This window comes from Deefgea salmonis (assembly GCF_020531905.1).
GTDB lineage: Bacteria > Pseudomonadota > Gammaproteobacteria > Burkholderiales > Chitinibacteraceae > Deefgea > Deefgea salmonis.
The window spans coordinates 80,218-96,650 of record NZ_JAJAWG010000002.1; the positions used below are offsets into that span (position 1 = coordinate 80,218).

Annotated in this window: 15 protein-coding genes; 5 read left to right on the top strand and 10 right to left on the bottom strand. The window is 48.6% G+C overall.

The window, feature by feature from the left end; translation table 11 throughout:
* Positions 1 to 37 precede the first annotated feature (37 nt).
* Positions 38 to 1,405, bottom strand: coding sequence for a murein hydrolase activator EnvC family protein (locus LG219_RS04055; protein WP_226763263.1), 1,368 nt, complete (start codon positions 1,403 to 1,405; stop codon positions 38 to 40).
* A gap of 120 nt (positions 1,406 to 1,525) precedes the next feature.
* The gene (gpmI, locus tag LG219_RS04060; protein ID WP_226763264.1) at positions 1,526 to 3,058 is read right to left on the bottom strand and encodes a 2,3-bisphosphoglycerate-independent phosphoglycerate mutase; all 1,533 of its coding nucleotides are present in this window, start codon (positions 3,056 to 3,058) and stop codon (positions 1,526 to 1,528) included.
* 192 nt (positions 3,059 to 3,250) lie between these two features.
* Between gpmI and LG219_RS04065 the strand changes: the two genes are divergently transcribed.
* The gene (locus LG219_RS04065; RefSeq protein ID WP_226763265.1) at positions 3,251 to 3,556 is read left to right on the top strand and encodes an ArsR/SmtB family transcription factor; all 306 of its coding nucleotides are present in this window, start codon (positions 3,251 to 3,253) and stop codon (positions 3,554 to 3,556) included.
* 37 nt (positions 3,557 to 3,593) lie between these two features.
* Here LG219_RS04065 and LG219_RS04070 read toward each other — a convergent pair whose 3' ends face one another.
* The 3 genes from LG219_RS04070 to cutA are packed head-to-tail and all read right to left on the bottom strand — an operon-like array spanning position 3,594 to position 5,965.
* Complete coding sequence (locus LG219_RS04070) at positions 3,594 to 4,085, bottom strand: TlpA family protein disulfide reductase (protein ID WP_226763266.1); 492 nt, start codon at positions 4,083 to 4,085, stop codon at positions 3,594 to 3,596.
* Positions 4,082 to 5,629: a protein-disulfide reductase DsbD gene (gene dsbD, locus LG219_RS04075; RefSeq protein ID WP_226763267.1), complete on the bottom strand. Its 1,548-nt coding sequence runs from the start codon at positions 5,627 to 5,629 to the stop codon at positions 4,082 to 4,084. The genes LG219_RS04070 and dsbD overlap by 4 nt, the downstream gene beginning before the upstream one ends.
* Positions 5,630 to 5,965: a divalent-cation tolerance protein CutA gene (cutA, locus tag LG219_RS04080; RefSeq protein WP_226763268.1), complete on the bottom strand. Its 336-nt coding sequence runs from the start codon at positions 5,963 to 5,965 to the stop codon at positions 5,630 to 5,632.
* Between cutA and LG219_RS04085 the strand changes: the two genes are divergently transcribed.
* Positions 5,964 to 6,377, top strand: coding sequence for an FxsA family protein (locus tag LG219_RS04085; protein WP_226763269.1), 414 nt, complete (start codon positions 5,964 to 5,966; stop codon positions 6,375 to 6,377). The two genes, cutA and LG219_RS04085, sit on opposite strands and share 2 nt — an antisense overlap.
* A gap of 1 nt (position 6,378) precedes the next feature.
* Here the strand turns inward: LG219_RS04085 and LG219_RS04090 are convergent, their stop codons facing one another.
* The 4 genes from LG219_RS04090 to LG219_RS04105 are packed head-to-tail and all read right to left on the bottom strand — an operon-like array spanning position 6,379 to position 8,845.
* On the bottom strand, positions 6,379 to 6,672 hold the full coding sequence (locus tag LG219_RS04090) for a DUF167 domain-containing protein (protein WP_226763270.1): 294 nt from the start codon (positions 6,670 to 6,672) through the stop codon (positions 6,379 to 6,381).
* Complete coding sequence (locus tag LG219_RS04095; RefSeq protein ID WP_226763271.1) at positions 6,672 to 7,259, bottom strand: YggT family protein; 588 nt, start codon at positions 7,257 to 7,259, stop codon at positions 6,672 to 6,674. The genes LG219_RS04090 and LG219_RS04095 overlap by 1 nt, the downstream gene beginning before the upstream one ends.
* A gap of 25 nt (positions 7,260 to 7,284) precedes the next feature.
* Complete coding sequence (gene proC, locus LG219_RS04100) at positions 7,285 to 8,100, bottom strand: pyrroline-5-carboxylate reductase (protein ID WP_226763272.1); 816 nt, start codon at positions 8,098 to 8,100, stop codon at positions 7,285 to 7,287.
* Between the two features lie 49 nt (positions 8,101 to 8,149).
* On the bottom strand, positions 8,150 to 8,845 hold the full coding sequence (locus LG219_RS04105) for a YggS family pyridoxal phosphate-dependent enzyme (RefSeq protein WP_226763273.1): 696 nt from the start codon (positions 8,843 to 8,845) through the stop codon (positions 8,150 to 8,152).
* An 88-nt stretch (positions 8,846 to 8,933) separates the two neighbouring features.
* Here LG219_RS04105 and LG219_RS04110 point away from each other — a divergent pair, with 88 nt between their 5' ends.
* From LG219_RS04110 to LG219_RS04120, 3 genes are all read left to right on the top strand, one after another.
* The gene (locus tag LG219_RS04110) at positions 8,934 to 9,977 is read left to right on the top strand and encodes a type IV pilus twitching motility protein PilT (protein ID WP_226763274.1); all 1,044 of its coding nucleotides are present in this window, start codon (positions 8,934 to 8,936) and stop codon (positions 9,975 to 9,977) included.
* Between the two features lie 12 nt (positions 9,978 to 9,989).
* The gene (locus LG219_RS04115; RefSeq protein ID WP_226763275.1) at positions 9,990 to 11,126 is read left to right on the top strand and encodes a PilT/PilU family type 4a pilus ATPase; all 1,137 of its coding nucleotides are present in this window, start codon (positions 9,990 to 9,992) and stop codon (positions 11,124 to 11,126) included.
* Between the two features lie 382 nt (positions 11,127 to 11,508).
* Entirely contained in the window at positions 11,509 to 13,506 is a 1,998-nt protein-coding gene (locus LG219_RS04120; protein WP_226763276.1) for a type IV pilus assembly protein FimV, read from the top strand.
* Positions 13,507 to 13,570: 64 nt separating this feature from the next.
* Here the strand turns inward: LG219_RS04120 and uvrA are convergent, their stop codons facing one another.
* Positions 13,571 to 16,426, bottom strand: a complete 2,856-nt coding sequence (gene uvrA / locus LG219_RS04125) for an excinuclease ABC subunit UvrA (RefSeq protein ID WP_226763277.1) — start codon at positions 16,424 to 16,426, stop codon at positions 13,571 to 13,573.
* Between the last annotated feature and the right edge of the window lie 7 nt (positions 16,427 to 16,433).

Consider the following 16,433-nt stretch of genomic DNA (forward strand, 5'->3'; position numbering starts at 1 on the left):
TTTTGAATCGTTAAGGCTCATTAAGGCCTCTAAATAATTATTTTACCCAAGCCGCAGGGTCAAGCGGGCGGCTGTTTTGGCGTATTTCAAAGTATACGCCGGAATCTGCCATTCCGCCGCTATTGCCTGCGTTGGCAATAAGGTCGCCAGCTTTCACCGAATCGCCAACACGTTTCAGCAAACTTTCATTAGCACCATAGAGGCTCATGTAGCCACCACCATGATCAATGATCATCAAATTACCAAAACCACGCAACCAATCAGCAAAAACAATGCGCCCTGTGGCGACGGCATGCACCGATTCACCGGTGCTGGTGCGAATAAATAAACCTTTCCAGCTGCCACCCTCACCGCGTTGCGCGCCAAATCGGCCAATGATTTCGCCTTTGGCCGGTAAACGCATCTTGCCTTTGAGTGTCGCAAATGCAAGCCCCGCTTGGCTAGCGTCTGGCACGGTATTATTAACTTCATTGTCACTTTCAGGCTTGCTCTTAGGTTCGGGCGGCGGTGTTGGTACCGGTTTGCCGGCGGCTTTGGCCGCTTGCGCCAATTTGGTTTGCTGTGCCGCGCGCTCGGCTTTGGCTTTTTCTGCAGCCTTTTTCGCTGCGATCTGTGCCGCTTTGCGCGCTGCGGCTTGTTTGGCTGCCGCTTTGGCTCTAGCGATTTCTTGTTGTTTGATAATGGCGTTTAAGCGTTCAATCAATTGAGTGATGCGCTTTTCATCGGCGGCTAATTTTTGAATTTGATTGCGTTGGCTGCTGATGGTCTCTGAGAGTTGGCTGTATAGCTGTTTTTTCTCTTGTTGCTGTGAAACCAAAGCTTGACGCTGGCGTTGCTTGTCACTGGCGATTTCTTGCAAGGATTGGTTTTTTTCTTGAATTTCATTGGCCAGCAGATTGAGCTCACTGAGTTGAACTTCGAGCTGTTTGGCGAGTTCTTGTTGGGATTTGGCAATATAGCGGTAGTAGCTTAAGTCACGCGTGGCTTGGCTAGGGTCTTTTTGGTTGAGTAGCAAGCGCCAAGCATCCACATTGCCGGTTTTGTAGCGGCTACTGAGTAAATCACCGAGGCGTTTTTGGCTCTCGCGAATGTGATTGCGTGTATTGCTAATGTCTAAATTGAGTTTGGCTAGCTCATCGGCGGTGAGTTGGCGTTGATTATCTAATTCTCTAAGGACGCGATTGGCTTCGGAAATCGAGCTTTCCGCATTTTTAAGCGCATCAGCGGCTTCATTGCGGTTGGATTCGTTGGCTGAAAGGTCTTTTTGCAGCGATTTGATTTGGCCGCGCAATTCTTGCAGTTCGGCTTGTTGTTCTTGGGTATTGCTGGTATTGGGCGCTTTGGGCGCAGCTACAGCAAGGCCGACCATGCTGGTCGTTAGGATAAAGAATAGTCGTCGCAACACAACATCGACTCGAGTAAAGAATGATCAGAACCGCTACTGTACTCGATTCATTGCAACGACTAAACCTTTAGCTGAAATTGCGGCGTGATTCAGGCTGAATTACGCCGCTTTTGCGACTTTTTACAAAAACTGAATCAAAGAATGGCCTGTCATTTCGCTTGGTTGCGACACGCCCATCATGGCCAATAGCGAAGGCGCGATATCTTTTAACGCACCACCCGCACTTAAACGCGCTTTACGACCGATATAGCAAAATGGCACCACATCAGTGGTGTGTTGGGTATGCGGTTGATTTGAATCGCGGTCATACATCATTTCACAATTACCATGATCGGCCGTGATAATGACTTCACCGCCAGCGGCGAGCATGGCATCTACAACTTGGCCAACGCAATGATCGAGGGTTTCAACGGCCTTGACTGCCGCATCAAAAATACCGCTATGGCCAACCATATCGCCATTGGCGTAATTACAGATAATGGCGGCATATTGTTGGCTGTTGATCGCGCCAATCAATTTTTCGGTCACTTCATGCGCAGACATTTCTGGTTTTAAGTCGTAAGTGGCCACTTTAGGCGATGGCACCAAAATACGATCTTCTCCGGCGTATTCACTTTCTTCGCCGCCAGAGAGGAAGTAAGTTACATGCGGGTATTTTTCGGTTTCGGCAATACGTAATTGTTTTAAGCCCAAACTCGCCACATATTCGCCAAAGCCGTTTTGTACTTTCGGTTTGGTGTATGCCACAGGGAGGTCATAAGCCGAACCGTAATCGGTGGCGGTGCAGAAATAGCCAAACTGCGGTTGACGCTGTGGGTGTTCAAAACCTTGGAAGTCTTTGGCGGTGAGGGCGGTGGTTAATTGACGCGCACGATCAGCACGGAAATTCATAAAGATTACCGCATCGCCATCGGCCATTTGGCTTGGCTCGCCAATCACGGTGGCAGAAACGAATTCATCGTTTTCATCGCGCAAATAAGCTTCTTTCAGGCCTTCGATTGCCGTTGGTGCGCTGTAAAGACCAACACCATCCACAATCAGTTTGTACGCTGGTTCAACACGCTCCCAGCGATTGTCACGATCCATCGCCCAGTAACGACCGACGATGCCGGCGATTTTTGCGCCATTGGTATCGCAAATGGCTTGCAGGCGGTCGATATAACGTTCGGCACTACGCGGAGGGGTGTCGCGGCCATCAAGAAAGGCGTGAACGCGAATATCTTGTACGCCGTATTCGTGTGCAGCTTTGATTAAGGCAAAGACGTGGGCTTCATGGCAATGCACGCCACCATCGGACATTAGGCCCATGATGTGGAGCGCTTTGTGATTGTTTTTGGCTGAGTCCATCGCGGCTTTGAATACCGGATTATCTTTCAGTGTATTTTCGGCGACATCGCAGTCGATGCGGCTAATGTCTTGCTGTACGATACGGCCAGCGCCGATGTTTAAATGGCCGACTTCTGAATTACCAAATTGGCCAGCAGGTAAACCCACAAATTGTTCTGAGGCGTTGATGGTGGTAAATGGGTATTGGCTAAACAAACGATCGAAATGCGGTTTACGAGCGTGTAATATCGCATTGTCATTGCCGCCGGTACGGTAACCAAAGCCATCTAAAATAAGTAGTAGTACAGGCGTGATTTTTTGCGTCATATCTCGATCCTTGAGGTTTAAATAGAAGAATGGAATTGCTTGGCGCGCAATTAATAGGTGAGTGCGGTTGGAATCAAATTCAATAGTAGGTAGTATTCTAACCTATGCAGGTATTATGCCGTGTGCGTTTGGTCTTTTTGCTGATGGAAAGCAGAAAACATAAAGTTAGATTTAATAAAAAAGATAAGAGACATGATGGATTCTATTGCATTAATGGGCGATGAGCATATTGATCAGGCTTCACGAGCGATGAAGGCAATGTCGCATCCGCTGCGCTTGAAAATTTTATGCGTATTGGCCGATCAGGAAGTGAGCGTGCAAGATATCGTTGAGCGTGTGGGTACTACGCAATCGAATATTTCTCAGCACTTGGCTTTGATGCGCGAAAAAGGCGTGCTGCGAACGCGTAAAGACGCTAACCGGGTCTATTACCGCGTCGGCGATCAGCGCACTTTGGATGTGGTGGCGATGATGCGCGACGTATTTTGCGGTTTTTAAGGTATATGACTCTAGCCTTTATTTAATAAAGGCTGGATTAATATACCTTAGATATTGAAGCCGGTTGACTGAATGAACTCAATACGCGATCAAGCTGTTCTTTCTTGATTCGGCCTAATTGTACGGCGATTTTTTGTCCTCTGGCATCGAAAATCACTGTAAAGGGCAAGCCAGCATGCAAATTGCCCTGTCTGCGCATCATCTCCATGGCACTATTGCCACCGATTAAGATTGGATAGTTCACGTTCAGCGGCCGTATAAAAGCGTTAACGGCGGCGGCATCATCTATCGCGATGCCAATCAACTGCACTTTTCCTTGGTATTTTTTTTGTAGTTCAATGAGGTCAGGTATTTCTTGGCGGCATGGGCCGCACCATGTTGCCCAATAATTAATCACTAGCGGTCGACCCTGCCACTGAGATAGTGCTTGCGGCTGCCCAGCCAAATCGTTTAACTGGATATTAGCGAGGTCATTGGCGGCAAAACTGGTGGCATGCAGTAAGAGCAGCGCGATTAAGGCTTTTTTCATTGCTGAAGCTCGATGCGATTGAGTGTTTGCAGAAAGTCGCGAGAATTTTGAAAGCCGATGACGCGCGGTTTTAATTCTTGCCCAGTTGATGAGTAAAAAATCAACGCAGGCGGCCCGTATAAACCAAAGCGGGCCAAAAGGGCCGCATCATCACGACTATTTTGAGTGACATCGACCCGAATCAATACGATTTTTTCTAGTTTGGCTTGTATGGCTTTATCACTTAATGTTTCGCGTTCAAATTCAATGCAGCTCACACACCAATCAGCATAAAAATCGACCATGACAGGTTTGCCTCGTGCGGCCAGTAGCGCTTGATCGAGCTGGCTCGATGAGGCCACAGTAGTAAAGTTAAGCTGGTGCGCCGCTGGGCGCAGATACACTTCCCACAATGGGCGCGATACCCACAGCGCCATCCCCAGTAGTGCAATCCCAAAAGCGATTTTAATGCCACGCATGATGCGACCAGAAAGTCGCGGCAAGATGGTTGAACCAAATGCCCCGATGAGCAGTAACGGCACGCCGAGTCCGAGCGCCATCACATACAGTGCTGCGCCACCGAGGAGTAAATCACCCGTTGTACCTAGATAAGCTAGTGCTGCAGCCAGTGGTGGCGCAATGCAAGGACCCACCAATAACGCAGACAATAGCCCCATTACAAACACCGATAGCCAGCGGCCACCGGGTAAGCGATTGGCAAGGTTATTGATAAAATTATGCGGGCCTTGCGGGAGTTGCAGATGAAAAACGCCGAGCATGGCCAGCGCCATCATGACAAAAAACAAGGCAAAGGCCGCAATCACAATCGGTTGCTGCAAGAACACCACTAATAAAGTACCGGTTGCCGCTGCCGCAATCCCAATCGCGGTATAGGCCAGTGCCATGCCTTGCACGTAAATAAAGGTCAGAGCAAAGGCTTGCCAGCGTTGCGGCTTAATTTGTTTGGCGTTATGGCCAATGACAATGCCCGATACAATCGGGATTAGCGGATACATGCAGGCGGTGAGTGCCAGGCCAATGCCGGCCAAAAAAAACACGCCCAGCGTACCGAGAAAACTGCCCGCAAAATAATCTGGTTCTTCTGGAGTATTGACCGAGTTGTTATTGCCAAATAAGTTGGTAATGGCTTTGTTTTGGGTATTTTTCCCAGCTTGTAAAATTTGGGTTTGTGGCGGGTAGCAAATTCCCGCATCGGCACAACCTTGATATTTGAAGATAATAGGGAGCGTTGCGTCGACGGCTTGTTTGAATTTCAGCACAATGCGGGTATCGTGTTTATAGACTTCAACTCGACCAAAGCTTGGGTCTTCTTTGATCTCCCCTTGGGGAAATACCGTTTCGATCTCGTGACCGTTCGCGGCAAAACTGATTCGATCACGATACAAATAATATTGTGGTGCCACGGTAAAATCGGCGGCTAAAGTTTGCGGATCGAGCTGAATCAATTTAGGAACAAATGCTTGATCCGGAGCCAATAGCTCGGTTTGGGCTTGCGAGCCGAAAGAAATGAAGATTAAAACAATGAAGCTTAAAAATCGATGCATTTAGTTGCTCTCAGCGGTAGCGGTACGAACCCAATCGAGATAAGCAGGTAAGCCTGCGGTAACGGGAGTGGCGATAATTTCAGCGATTGTATAAGGGTGATGAGTTTGTAACCAGTTTTCAAGTTGGCAATAATTGGCGCGGGTGGTTTTGATCATCAGCGGAACTTCTATCGCATTTTCTAACCTATTCTCCCAATGGTAAATCGATTCCACTGCAGGTAAAACATTCACACAAGCCGCCAGTTTTTCTTTAACCAAACCCGATGCCAATTGCTTGGCAGTGGCAAGATCGGGGCAGTTGCACCACACGATTAAAATTTCAGTTGGAGTTGTCATGCCTTACCTTTTGTTCGGATGCCTGTTGGCTTATCCTTTTCTTGAAGTCATGTCTTTGATTTGGCTTGCCGATACCATCGGCACTTTTTGGACGCTGATTTGGGTTATCGCATCATTTTGCTTGGGTATTTTGATGTTACGTCATCACCGCTTGGCAGTCGGTTTAAAGCTGATGCACGATGTTCGCACTGGCCAAGTCGGAATTAATAGTTTACTAGGCATTGCGCGCTATTTTATTGCTGCGGTGTTGTTGCTGATTCCGGGTTTAATCAGCGATGCAATCGCTTTGGTTTTGCTTTTGCCGTGGAAAAACAAATCCACCATCGGCCAGCCTAGGCCAGACGATGGCATCATTGAGGCCGAGTATCGCCGAGTTGATCCGGTCGATACCACGCCACGTATTGATCGCTAAGCTAAGCTGGGTTTAGCTTCTCGGGCGATACCTTGCTTCCAGTGATGGTGAAAACTTTATTTTGTGTGTTTTCACCACTACTGAGCCCCACTTGCTGTGGACGAACGCCAAATTGATCAGCCAGCCAAGTGACCAAACACACATTCATTTTGTGGCTAACAGGTGGCGTTGCCACTCTGATTTTTAAGGCATCCCCATAATAACCAAGACATTCGGTTTTTTTGCCACTGGCTTGTACGTGTAAACGTAAAATGAGGGTTGTTCCGTTTTGAGTGAACCAGCGATTGTGCGCCATTATGCAGTTACCACGACTTGTTGAAGAATCATCGGCTCCATTTGTGCGACAAACACATTGAGTAGGAGCTGAATGAATAAGATAAGAATAAATGGTGTGATATCAATCCCACCAATCGGATGAATCACTTTTTGAATCGGCCGTAAAAACGGCGCAGTCAAGCCGGTTAAAATCGCCATAAATGGATTGTAAGGCGATAGCCAGCTCATTAAGGCTTGGCCAATTACGGCGGCAAACAATAGATAGAGCGACATTTTGAATAACTCAAGTGTCGCAATCAGTGCCAAAGCTAAAATTGAATTGCCCGACATAAAGTTAAACGGCCAAGGGCTAATCGCCAAAAGTAAGGCATGCATGGCCAGCGCAAACAGCCAAGCCAAACCTAAGCTCGTGCTGTCATAGCCTTTAAATGGCGGAATAAAACGGCGAATCGGTAGCACAATCCAATTGGTGAGCGCCAGCGCAAATTGGCCGATCGGATTGCGAAATGAAACCTGGGCTGCTTGTAAATAAAATCGAACCAGCAGCAGTAAAATAAAAAAATCGAGTACATTGCGTAGTAAAAAATCGAGTACGCTGGTGAGCATAAAGCCTCCTAATTTATTATTCTGATTATTCTGGGTTTCGGCCGAGCTCATCACCTAGCTCGACTGAGCGCGCTGCAGCTGCGGCGGCGGCGGCAATCAATGTTGCGCGTACATTGTGCGTTTGCAAGGTTTGAATCGCTCGCTCTGTCGTTCCCCCTTTAGAAGTCACTTTGACTTGTAAAGTTCCGGCGTCATCTGGGCTAGCTAGCGCCAGTTTGACCGCACCAGCAAAAGTTTGGTAGGCCAGTTTATTGGCGATGTCGGTATCAAAGCCTTGCGCTACTGCCGCTGCTTGCAACGCTTCCATTAAATAAAACACATACGCCGGGCCACTGCCAGAAATCGCGGTAATCCCATCCATTTGTGATTCATCGTTAACCCAAACTTGCTCACCAATGGACGCTAAAATACGCGTGGTTAAGGCCTTATCCGTTTCGGTGACGTGTTCTGTGGCATACACCCCAGAAATCCCCGCTTGAACTAAAGCCGGAGTATTGGGCATCACGCGAACAATGCGTTGATAGCCCGCTAGCCATTGGCTGATGGTCGCCGCGCGAATGCCAGCGGCAATGGAAATCACTAACGCTGTGTTCAGTTGCGGCAAGATGCTTTGTGCAACTGCCCGAAATTGTTGCGGTTTAATGGCGAAAATAATCGCTTGGCTGGCTGGCAACGCTTCATCCGGTGCGCTGCAGCTAATACCATATTGCTGCGCAAGTTCTGCGCGTTTATTGGCATCGGGCTCAACCACGTGGATGTCTTGCCCTTTAAAGCCTTGTGACAACATGCCGCCAATCATCGCGCTGGCCATATTGCCACCGCCGATATAAGTAATTTTCATGGTTATTTGCTGTCCTGATCAAACCGTGTGCCTGAGCATCGTACGGCGTTCATGATGAATAATGTCGCTGGCCAAAAATGGCGCTACCAACACGCACTAAAGTGGAGTCAGCGGCAATGGCCGACTCTAAATCGTTCGACATCCCCATCGAGAGGGTGTCTAAGGCGTATCCGCGTGCTTGGAGTTGCGCTTTTAATTGCACTAAAACTAAAAATTGCTGTGCCAGTATCTCTGAATCATGGCTTGATTCAGGGATACACATCAAGCCACGTAAGCAAAGTTGCGGTAATTTGGCCACTTGCTCAGCCAAAGCCAAGACTTGCTCTGGTGCGACGCCTGATTTTGTTGTTTCGCCCGAGACGTTCACTTGCAGACAAATATTAATTGGTGGCAAATGTGTCGGTCGTTGAGCAGACAAACGTTCGGCAATTTTAAAGCGTTCAATTGTATGCACCCACGCGGCGTTTTCAGCGACTAAACGGGTTTTATTGCTCTGCAAAGGACCAATAAAATGCCATTCAATGTCGTTATATTCCGCCAGAATTTGGCATTTATTGGCCAGTTCTTGCGCATAGTTTTCACCGAATGCGCGCTGACCGAATTGATAGAGAGCTTGAATATCGGCAGCAGGAAAGGTTTTACTCACCGCTAACAGCTTCACTGCTGCGGGGTTTCGCCCGACAGCTGTGCACGCAGTGTCAATCCTCGCCTGTACGTCTTGCAATGCAGTAAAAATCGTTGCCATAATGGGAAAATTAACTCAAAAGCCCAAGCCCATACTTAATGATGGGCTTTTGTTGGGCCAATTTGATGGATAAGAGGAAGAATTATAAATGGAAATCTCAGAACTCTTAGCCTTTTCGGTAAAGAATAAAGCCTCCGATTTACACCTTTCCGCTGGTTTGCCACCGATGATTCGGGTTCATGGCGACGTTCGGCGCATTAACTTACCGGCAATGGAGCATAAAGACGTCCACGATATGGTGTACGACATTATGAATGATGGCCAGCGAAAAATTTACGAAGACACCCTCGAATGTGACTTTTCCTTTGAAATTCCTAACTTAGCGCGCTTTAGGGTGAATGCCTTTGTGCAAAATCGCGGCGCTGGCGCGGTATTTCGGACGATCCCATCCAAAGTCTTATCACTTGAAGAATTAGGCTGTCCCAAAGTCTTTCAGGACATCGCACAAAACCCACGTGGTTTGGTATTAGTCACCGGCCCTACAGGCTCGGGTAAATCAACCACACTCGCGGCCATGGTTAACTTCATTAATGACAATGAATATGGCCATATTTTGACGGTGGAAGACCCAATCGAGTTTGTGCATCAATCTAAAAAATGCCTCATCAATCAGCGTGAAGTCGGCCCACATACGATGTCGTTTTCGAATGCATTACGCAGCGCCTTACGGGAAGATCCGGATGTGATTTTGGTCGGTGAAATGCGCGATTTGGAAACCATTCGTTTGGCACTCACCGCCGCAGAAACCGGGCATTTGGTGTTTGGTACTTTGCATACCACATCGGCCGCAAAAACCATTGACCGGATTGTTGACGTTTTCCCTGCGGCAGAAAAAGAAATGGTTCGCTCGATGCTGTCTGAATCATTGCGTGCGGTGATTTCGCAAACCTTATTAAAAACCAAAGATGGACAAGGCCGCGTTGCCGCGCATGAGATCATGATCGGGATTCCGGCGATTCGAAATTTAATCCGCGAAAATAAAATTGCGCAAATGTATTCATCGATTCAAACCGGCTCCCAATATGGCATGCAAACCTTGGATCAATGTCTGCAAAATCTAGTGCAACGTAATGTGGTGTCAATTATCGATGCGCGTGGTAAAGCGGCGATTCCAGATAATTTTAAGGGTTAATTTCAGTCGATTATGGAAAAAGAACAAGCAGCCAAGTTTATGCATGATTTATTGCGGCATATGCGCAGTAAAAATGCTTCGGATTTATTTATCACCGTTGATTTTCCGCCAGCAATGAAAATCGATGGTCGAGTGACCCCTGTTTCAAATCAGCAACTCACTGCACAACACACCAAAGAATTAGCGCGGGCGATTATGAATGATCGTCAAGCCGAAGACTTTGAAGCCAATAAAGAATGTAATTTCGCGATTAGCCCCGGCTCAATGGGGCGTTTTCGGGTGAATGCATTTATGCAGCAAGGCCGTGTTGGCATGGTGTTACGGACGATTAATTCAGAAATTCCCAAATTAGAAGAATTAAACCTGCCGCCAGTATTGCGGGATATTGCGATGACCAAGCGCGGTTTAGTGATTTTTGTTGGCGGGACGGGTTCAGGTAAATCAACGTCGTTGGCGGCCATGATTGGGCATCGGAATGAAAATGCCTATGACCATATCATTACCATTGAAGACCCGATTGAATACGTGCATGAGCATAAAAATTCGATTATTACGCAGCGAGAAGTGGGCGTAGATACTGATTCTTGGATGGCGGCGCTGAAAAACACCTTGCGCCAAGCGCCGGATGTGATTTTGATTGGCGAAGTGCGCGATCGTGAAACCATGGACTACGCGATTGCTTTTGCCGAAACCGGCCATCTTTGTATGGCGACCTTGCACGCCAACTCGGCCAATCAGGCACTGGATCGGATTATTAACTTTTTCCCTGAAGAGCGCCGTTCTCAGTTATTGATGGATTTATCGCTTAACTTAAAGGCCTTTGTATCGCAACGTTTAGTGCCGCATTTATCCGGTAAAGGCCGCGTTGCCGCCGTTGAAGTGATGCTCAATTCGCCATTGATTTCCGAGTTAATCTTTAAAGGCGAAGTTCACGAGATTAAAGAAATTATGAAAAAATCGCGTGAGCTGGGTATGCAAACATTTGACCAATCGCTATTTGATTTATTTGAAGCCAATCGCATTAGCTATGAAGACGCCTTGCGTAATGCCGACTCGGTGAATGATTTACGCTTGCAAATCAAATTAAATGGCACGGAATCGAAAAATCGTGACGTTTTGTCGGGTTTAGATCATCTTGATATTGTATAAATTTAAGCCTTAATCGATTGGCATTATTTTTATCCTGCTGCGGCGCAATTTTATATTGCGCCGCAGAACTGGATATCGCCATACTGAGGCTGTGGATATCAACGATTTGCATTTAAACTGAGCAATAACAAATGCATTACGCTTATTTCTATTAAAATACGCCAAGATATAGGTAATAGGGCACGACTGATCGTGCTCTTTTTGCTTTCTCGAATTGATCAAAGCTGAAGATCGACATCGTGAGGCTTGGCTGGTTTATTTCGCATGGGTTACTTGGTTTTTTAGAATGATTGTTTGAGGTATCGTGTTATTATTTTTACCGTGCTACGGTATTGATTGATTTGTAATTAGATGTTCCTATGAAAAAATAATGATAAGAAAATTGCATCGCCTTCTGCGTTTATCTCCGTTTATTTTTGCCCTGAGTGCAATGTGTATGCTTGCGGGTGGGGTGCATGCTGCAATGTTGGGCGATATCCGAGTGTATTCTGCATTGGGTGAAAAATTTTCGGCCAGTATCTCTGTGGCGGCATCAGAGGAAGAAGAACTCAGTAGCGCCTGTTTTCGGCTCGTTGGCTTGCATGGCGGCGAAGAGCAAAATGTATTGCGCCGTGCCAAATTGGTTTTTCAGCAAGATGGTGCAGGCGGCCGCGTTTTGATTTATGGCCTTGATGCTTGGCAAGAGCCACTACTGAATTTAGCGGTTAGGGTCAAATGCCCGGGAGAAGAAAACCGAGTTTTTCAGCGTGATTACAGTGTGCTACTCGATCCACACGAATACCAAGCCGCCAATAAAAAACGCCATCAGCCGATCACTACCCCCATCAATCTACGTACTTTGCCACGTTTAGGCGCGGTATGGTGGACTGAAGAGGGCGATACCGTCGCCAATATCGCGCGCCGTTATTATCCGAATCAAGCGCAGCAACGCGCTCAGTTTGTTGAGCGTATTTTTGATCTGAACCCAGATTTGCCACAAGGCTCGACGGTGCGCTTGGGAAATCAATGGCGATTGCAATTGCCAGCACCGATAGCCAAAGCAAAAGCACCGGCAGCACCGCGGATTGAGACTTTGCCAGCCGAGGCGAGGCTTAGCTTATCGCCTGCCAGTACTGCCGTCGATGCGATTGAATCTGCTGCGAGCGCGACGGCGAGCGCGGATGAATTTCGTTTGCGCTTATCATTGCCGACGCTGGATTTAAAACAAAAAAATAACTTGTCACCAGCAGAAATTTTGCGTTTGCGAGAGCGTTTATTGTCGCTTGAATCGGACGAACAAGCGGCACAAATGCTGCAACTCAAAGATCAGATCGTTCAATTAGAGCAACAATTAAATCGGGTTAATACCACCAATTCGCCAGCCAAAGGCGCGGCCAAAATGGAAGATGATGCTTCGTTTTCTTGGCAATGGTGGTTGTTCTTGGGCTTGACCTTGCTGGCGATTTTGGTGGTGATTTGGCGGCAACGATTGCGCGTTACCGCCGATAATTCGTACTCGGCGCTGGGAATTGCCACTTTGCATGGCAATCCAACGACGATCTTGGCGCAAAGAACGCCGAGTCATTTTCCGCATTCGCAAACACGAACCAGTGGCTTTGCCACGCCCGCGCCGACGCCCGCGCCAGAGTATGACAACACCGATTGGCATGGCGTGGACGTTGTTTCGCCGGCTTCAGTGGCAGAAGAAGCGCAGTTATTACTGGACTACGGCATGACGGCGCAAGCGATTCAGTTACTCAGTGCCGAAGTACTTGATCGCCCGCATTCATTGGCTTTGTGGATGAAGCTATTAGAAGTCTTTGCGCAAGAACAGATGCTGGAAGCGTTTCAAGAACGTGCGGTGGCGTTTCGCTTGCATTTTGCCAGCGATTCATTGTGGCAGCAGGTGCAAAGCATGGGACAGAAAATCGACGCTAATAATCCTTTGTATCAATCGATCGATGCGCGATCAGCGCCCAGCGTCGCGGCGCCAACGACGGTGATTCATAATGCCAATTTAGCGCAGACTTTAGGCGTGATGCCGCTGCAATCCAATCCCCCAATTGTGAGTGGCGATCACGATGCGTTTCATTTTGATTTAGATTTGTTGCCCACCGCCCATGAACGAGGCGCGGATCAGCTGAGCGTTTTTGCCGCTCAGCAAGATCGCGACCCCGAGACGAATACGCCATCAATCGCTCACCCGCGCCGGCAGTTTTCGGCGAAAGACTTTGTTTCTGATGATGCAACGTTGCAAGAGATTGCCGCCTTAATTGCCGCCGATCAACGCCGTGAAGCGTTTGAACGCTTAGAAATGCTCTTGTATAAAGGCACCATGCCGCAGCGTTTAAGTGCGTCCAAATGGCTGGATAAATTACTCAGCCACTACGGCCAGCCCTAATCAGCAAATTGAAAGACAAAAAAACCGCCAATCGATTGTTGGCGGTTTTTTTTGATTGGGTATCTTACTCTGGCGCTTTATTTAAAGAGCGTGCAAGGTAATACCCCGTATGGCTATGTGGATTTTTAGCGACTTCCTCAGGTGTACCGGTGGCAATAATTTGTCCACCACCTGCACCGCCTTCAGGGCCTAAATCAATTACCCAGTCAGCGGTTTTAATCACGTCCAGATTATGCTCAATAACGACAATTGAATTGCCATGGCCTGCCAAGCGCTGCACCACGGTCAGCAGCAGGTCGATATCGTGAAAATGCAAACCCGTGGTCGGCTCATCCAAGATATACAAGGTGCGGCCGGTGTCGCGTTTGGAGAGCTCCAGCGCCAATTTCACGCGCTGTGCTTCGCCGCCCGAGAGCGTGGTGGCGCTTTGCCCGAGGCGAATATAGCCCAAGCCCACGTCCATTAAGGTTTGCAACTTTCTGGCGACGGTGGGCACGGCGCTAAAGAAGGCCAGCGCGTTTTCCACCGTCATTTCCAATACTTCCGTAATGTTTTTGCCTTTGTACAAGACTTCCAGCGTTTCACGGTTATAGCGTTTGCTATGACACACATCACACGGTACATACACATCGGGCAAGAAATGCATCTCGACTTTAATCACGCCATCGCCTTGGCACGCTTCGCAGCGACCGCCTTTAACGTTGAACGAGAATCGCCCCGGCCCATAACCGCGTTCGCGGCTCATCGGCACGCCAGAAAACAGCTCACGAATCGGCGTAAATAGCCCGGTATACGTTGCAGGGTTCGAGCGCGGGGTGCGGCCAATTGGCGATTGATCGACATTAATGACTTTGTCTAGATGCTCAAGCCCGTGCACGCTGTGATATGGCGACGATTCGATCCCAGCGCCATTGAGTTCACGGGCGGCAATCGCATACAAAGTGTCGTTAATCAGCGTGGATTTACCCGAGCCAGAAACGCCGGTAATGCACACCATCATGCCCAGCGGCAAATCCAGATCGACGTCTTTTAAGTTATTCCCGCTGGCGCCTTTGATATGCAGCCAGCGGCCTTCGGTCGGCACACGGCGGGTGGCGGGCATCGCAATTTTGCGTTTGCCAGTCATAAATTGGCCGGTGACAGAATTCGGATTGTTAAACACGTCTTCAGGCTTGCCGTAGGCGATGACTTCGCCACCGTGTACGCCAGCGCCCGGGCCCATATCAATCAGCCAATCGGCAGCTCGCATCGCGTCTTCATCGTGCTCGACGACAATTACCGTATTGTCCAAATCGCGCAGATGAATCAAAGTGCCGATTAAGCGGTCATTGTCGCGCTGATGCAGACCAATGGAGGGCTCATCGAGCACATACATCACCCCAGTAAGGCCAGAACCAATTTGGCTGGCTAAGCGAATGCGTTGTGCTTCGCCGCCCGATAGGGTATCGGCGCTGCGTTCAAGGCACAGGTAGTCGAGGCCCACGTTGACCAAAAAGCCAAGTCGTTCGCTGACTTCTTTGACGATTTTTTCGGCAATCTGCGCTTTGGCGCCTTCTAAATGTAAACCAGTAAAAAACAGCAGTGTATCTCGCAAAGCCATTTTGGATATGGCGTGCAGGGTAATACCCCCAACTTGCACATGGCGTGCTTCGGTGCGTAACCGCGCGCCATTGCAGCTTGGGCAAACTTGATTATTTTGATATTTGGCGAGCTCTTCACGCACCGCCATTGAATCGGTTTCTTTGTAGCGGCGCTCTAAATTCGGAATAATCCCTTCAAAAGCATGGGCGCGCTCGAATTTATTGCCGCGTTCATTGGTATACATAAACGCGATTTCATCGCGCCCCGAGCCTTGCAAGATCGCGTCTTGCACTTCGCTACTTAATTCATTCCACGCGGTATTGATATCAAAGCCGTAATGTTCGGCAATGCTCATCAGCATTTGGAAATAAAACTGATTGCGTTTATCCCAGCCTTTTACTGCGCCGGCGGCCAAGCTCAGATCAGGATGCGCCACGACGCGTTTGGGATCAAAAAAGGTACGGTGACCGAGTCCATCGCAGGAAGGGCAAGCGCCCATTGGGTTGTTAAACGAGAACAAACGCGGTTCGAGTTCAGGCAAGCTGTAGCTACAAATCGGGCAAGCAAATTTGGCCGAAAACCAATGCTCTTTGCCGGTGTCCATTTCAACCGCAATGGCGCGGCCTTCGGCGTGGCGCAAGGCGGTTTCAAAGCTTTCGGCAAGTCGTTGCTGAATGTCGGCATGTACTTTCAGCCGATCAATGACGACGTCAATGGTGTGTTTTTTGTTTTTGTCCAGTTTCGGCGTTTCGTCGAGCTCGAACACTTCGCCGTCGATGCGAACGCGAACAAAACCTTGCGCGCGCAGCTCTTCGAGCAAGTCGGCGTTTTCGCCTTTTTTGCCCATAATCACTGGCGCTAAAATCATCAGTTTGCTGTCTTCGGGCAGCGCCAACACATGATCCACCATTTGGCTGACGGTTTGGCTTTGCAGCGCTTGCTGGTGTTCAGGGCAAAATGGCGTGCCAACGCGGGCAAATAACAGCCGTAAATAATCGTGAATCTCGGTCACCGTGCCCACGGTGGAACGCGGATTGTGGCTGGTGGCTTTTTGTTCAATCGAAATGGCTGGCGACAGCCCTTCAATCAAATCGACATCGGGTTTTTCCATTAATTGCAAAAACTGCCGTGCATACGCCGAGAGCGATTCAACATAGCGGCGTTGTCCTTCGGCATACAAAGTGTCGAAAGCCAACGACGATTTACCCGACCCAGATAAGCCGGTGATCACAATCAGCTTGCCACGCGGCAAGTCTAAGTTGACGTTTTTGAGGTTATGGGTACGGGCTCCGCGAATGCGGATCATCGGGATGTCAGTTTGTTCAGTCGCACGATACATTAGCAGT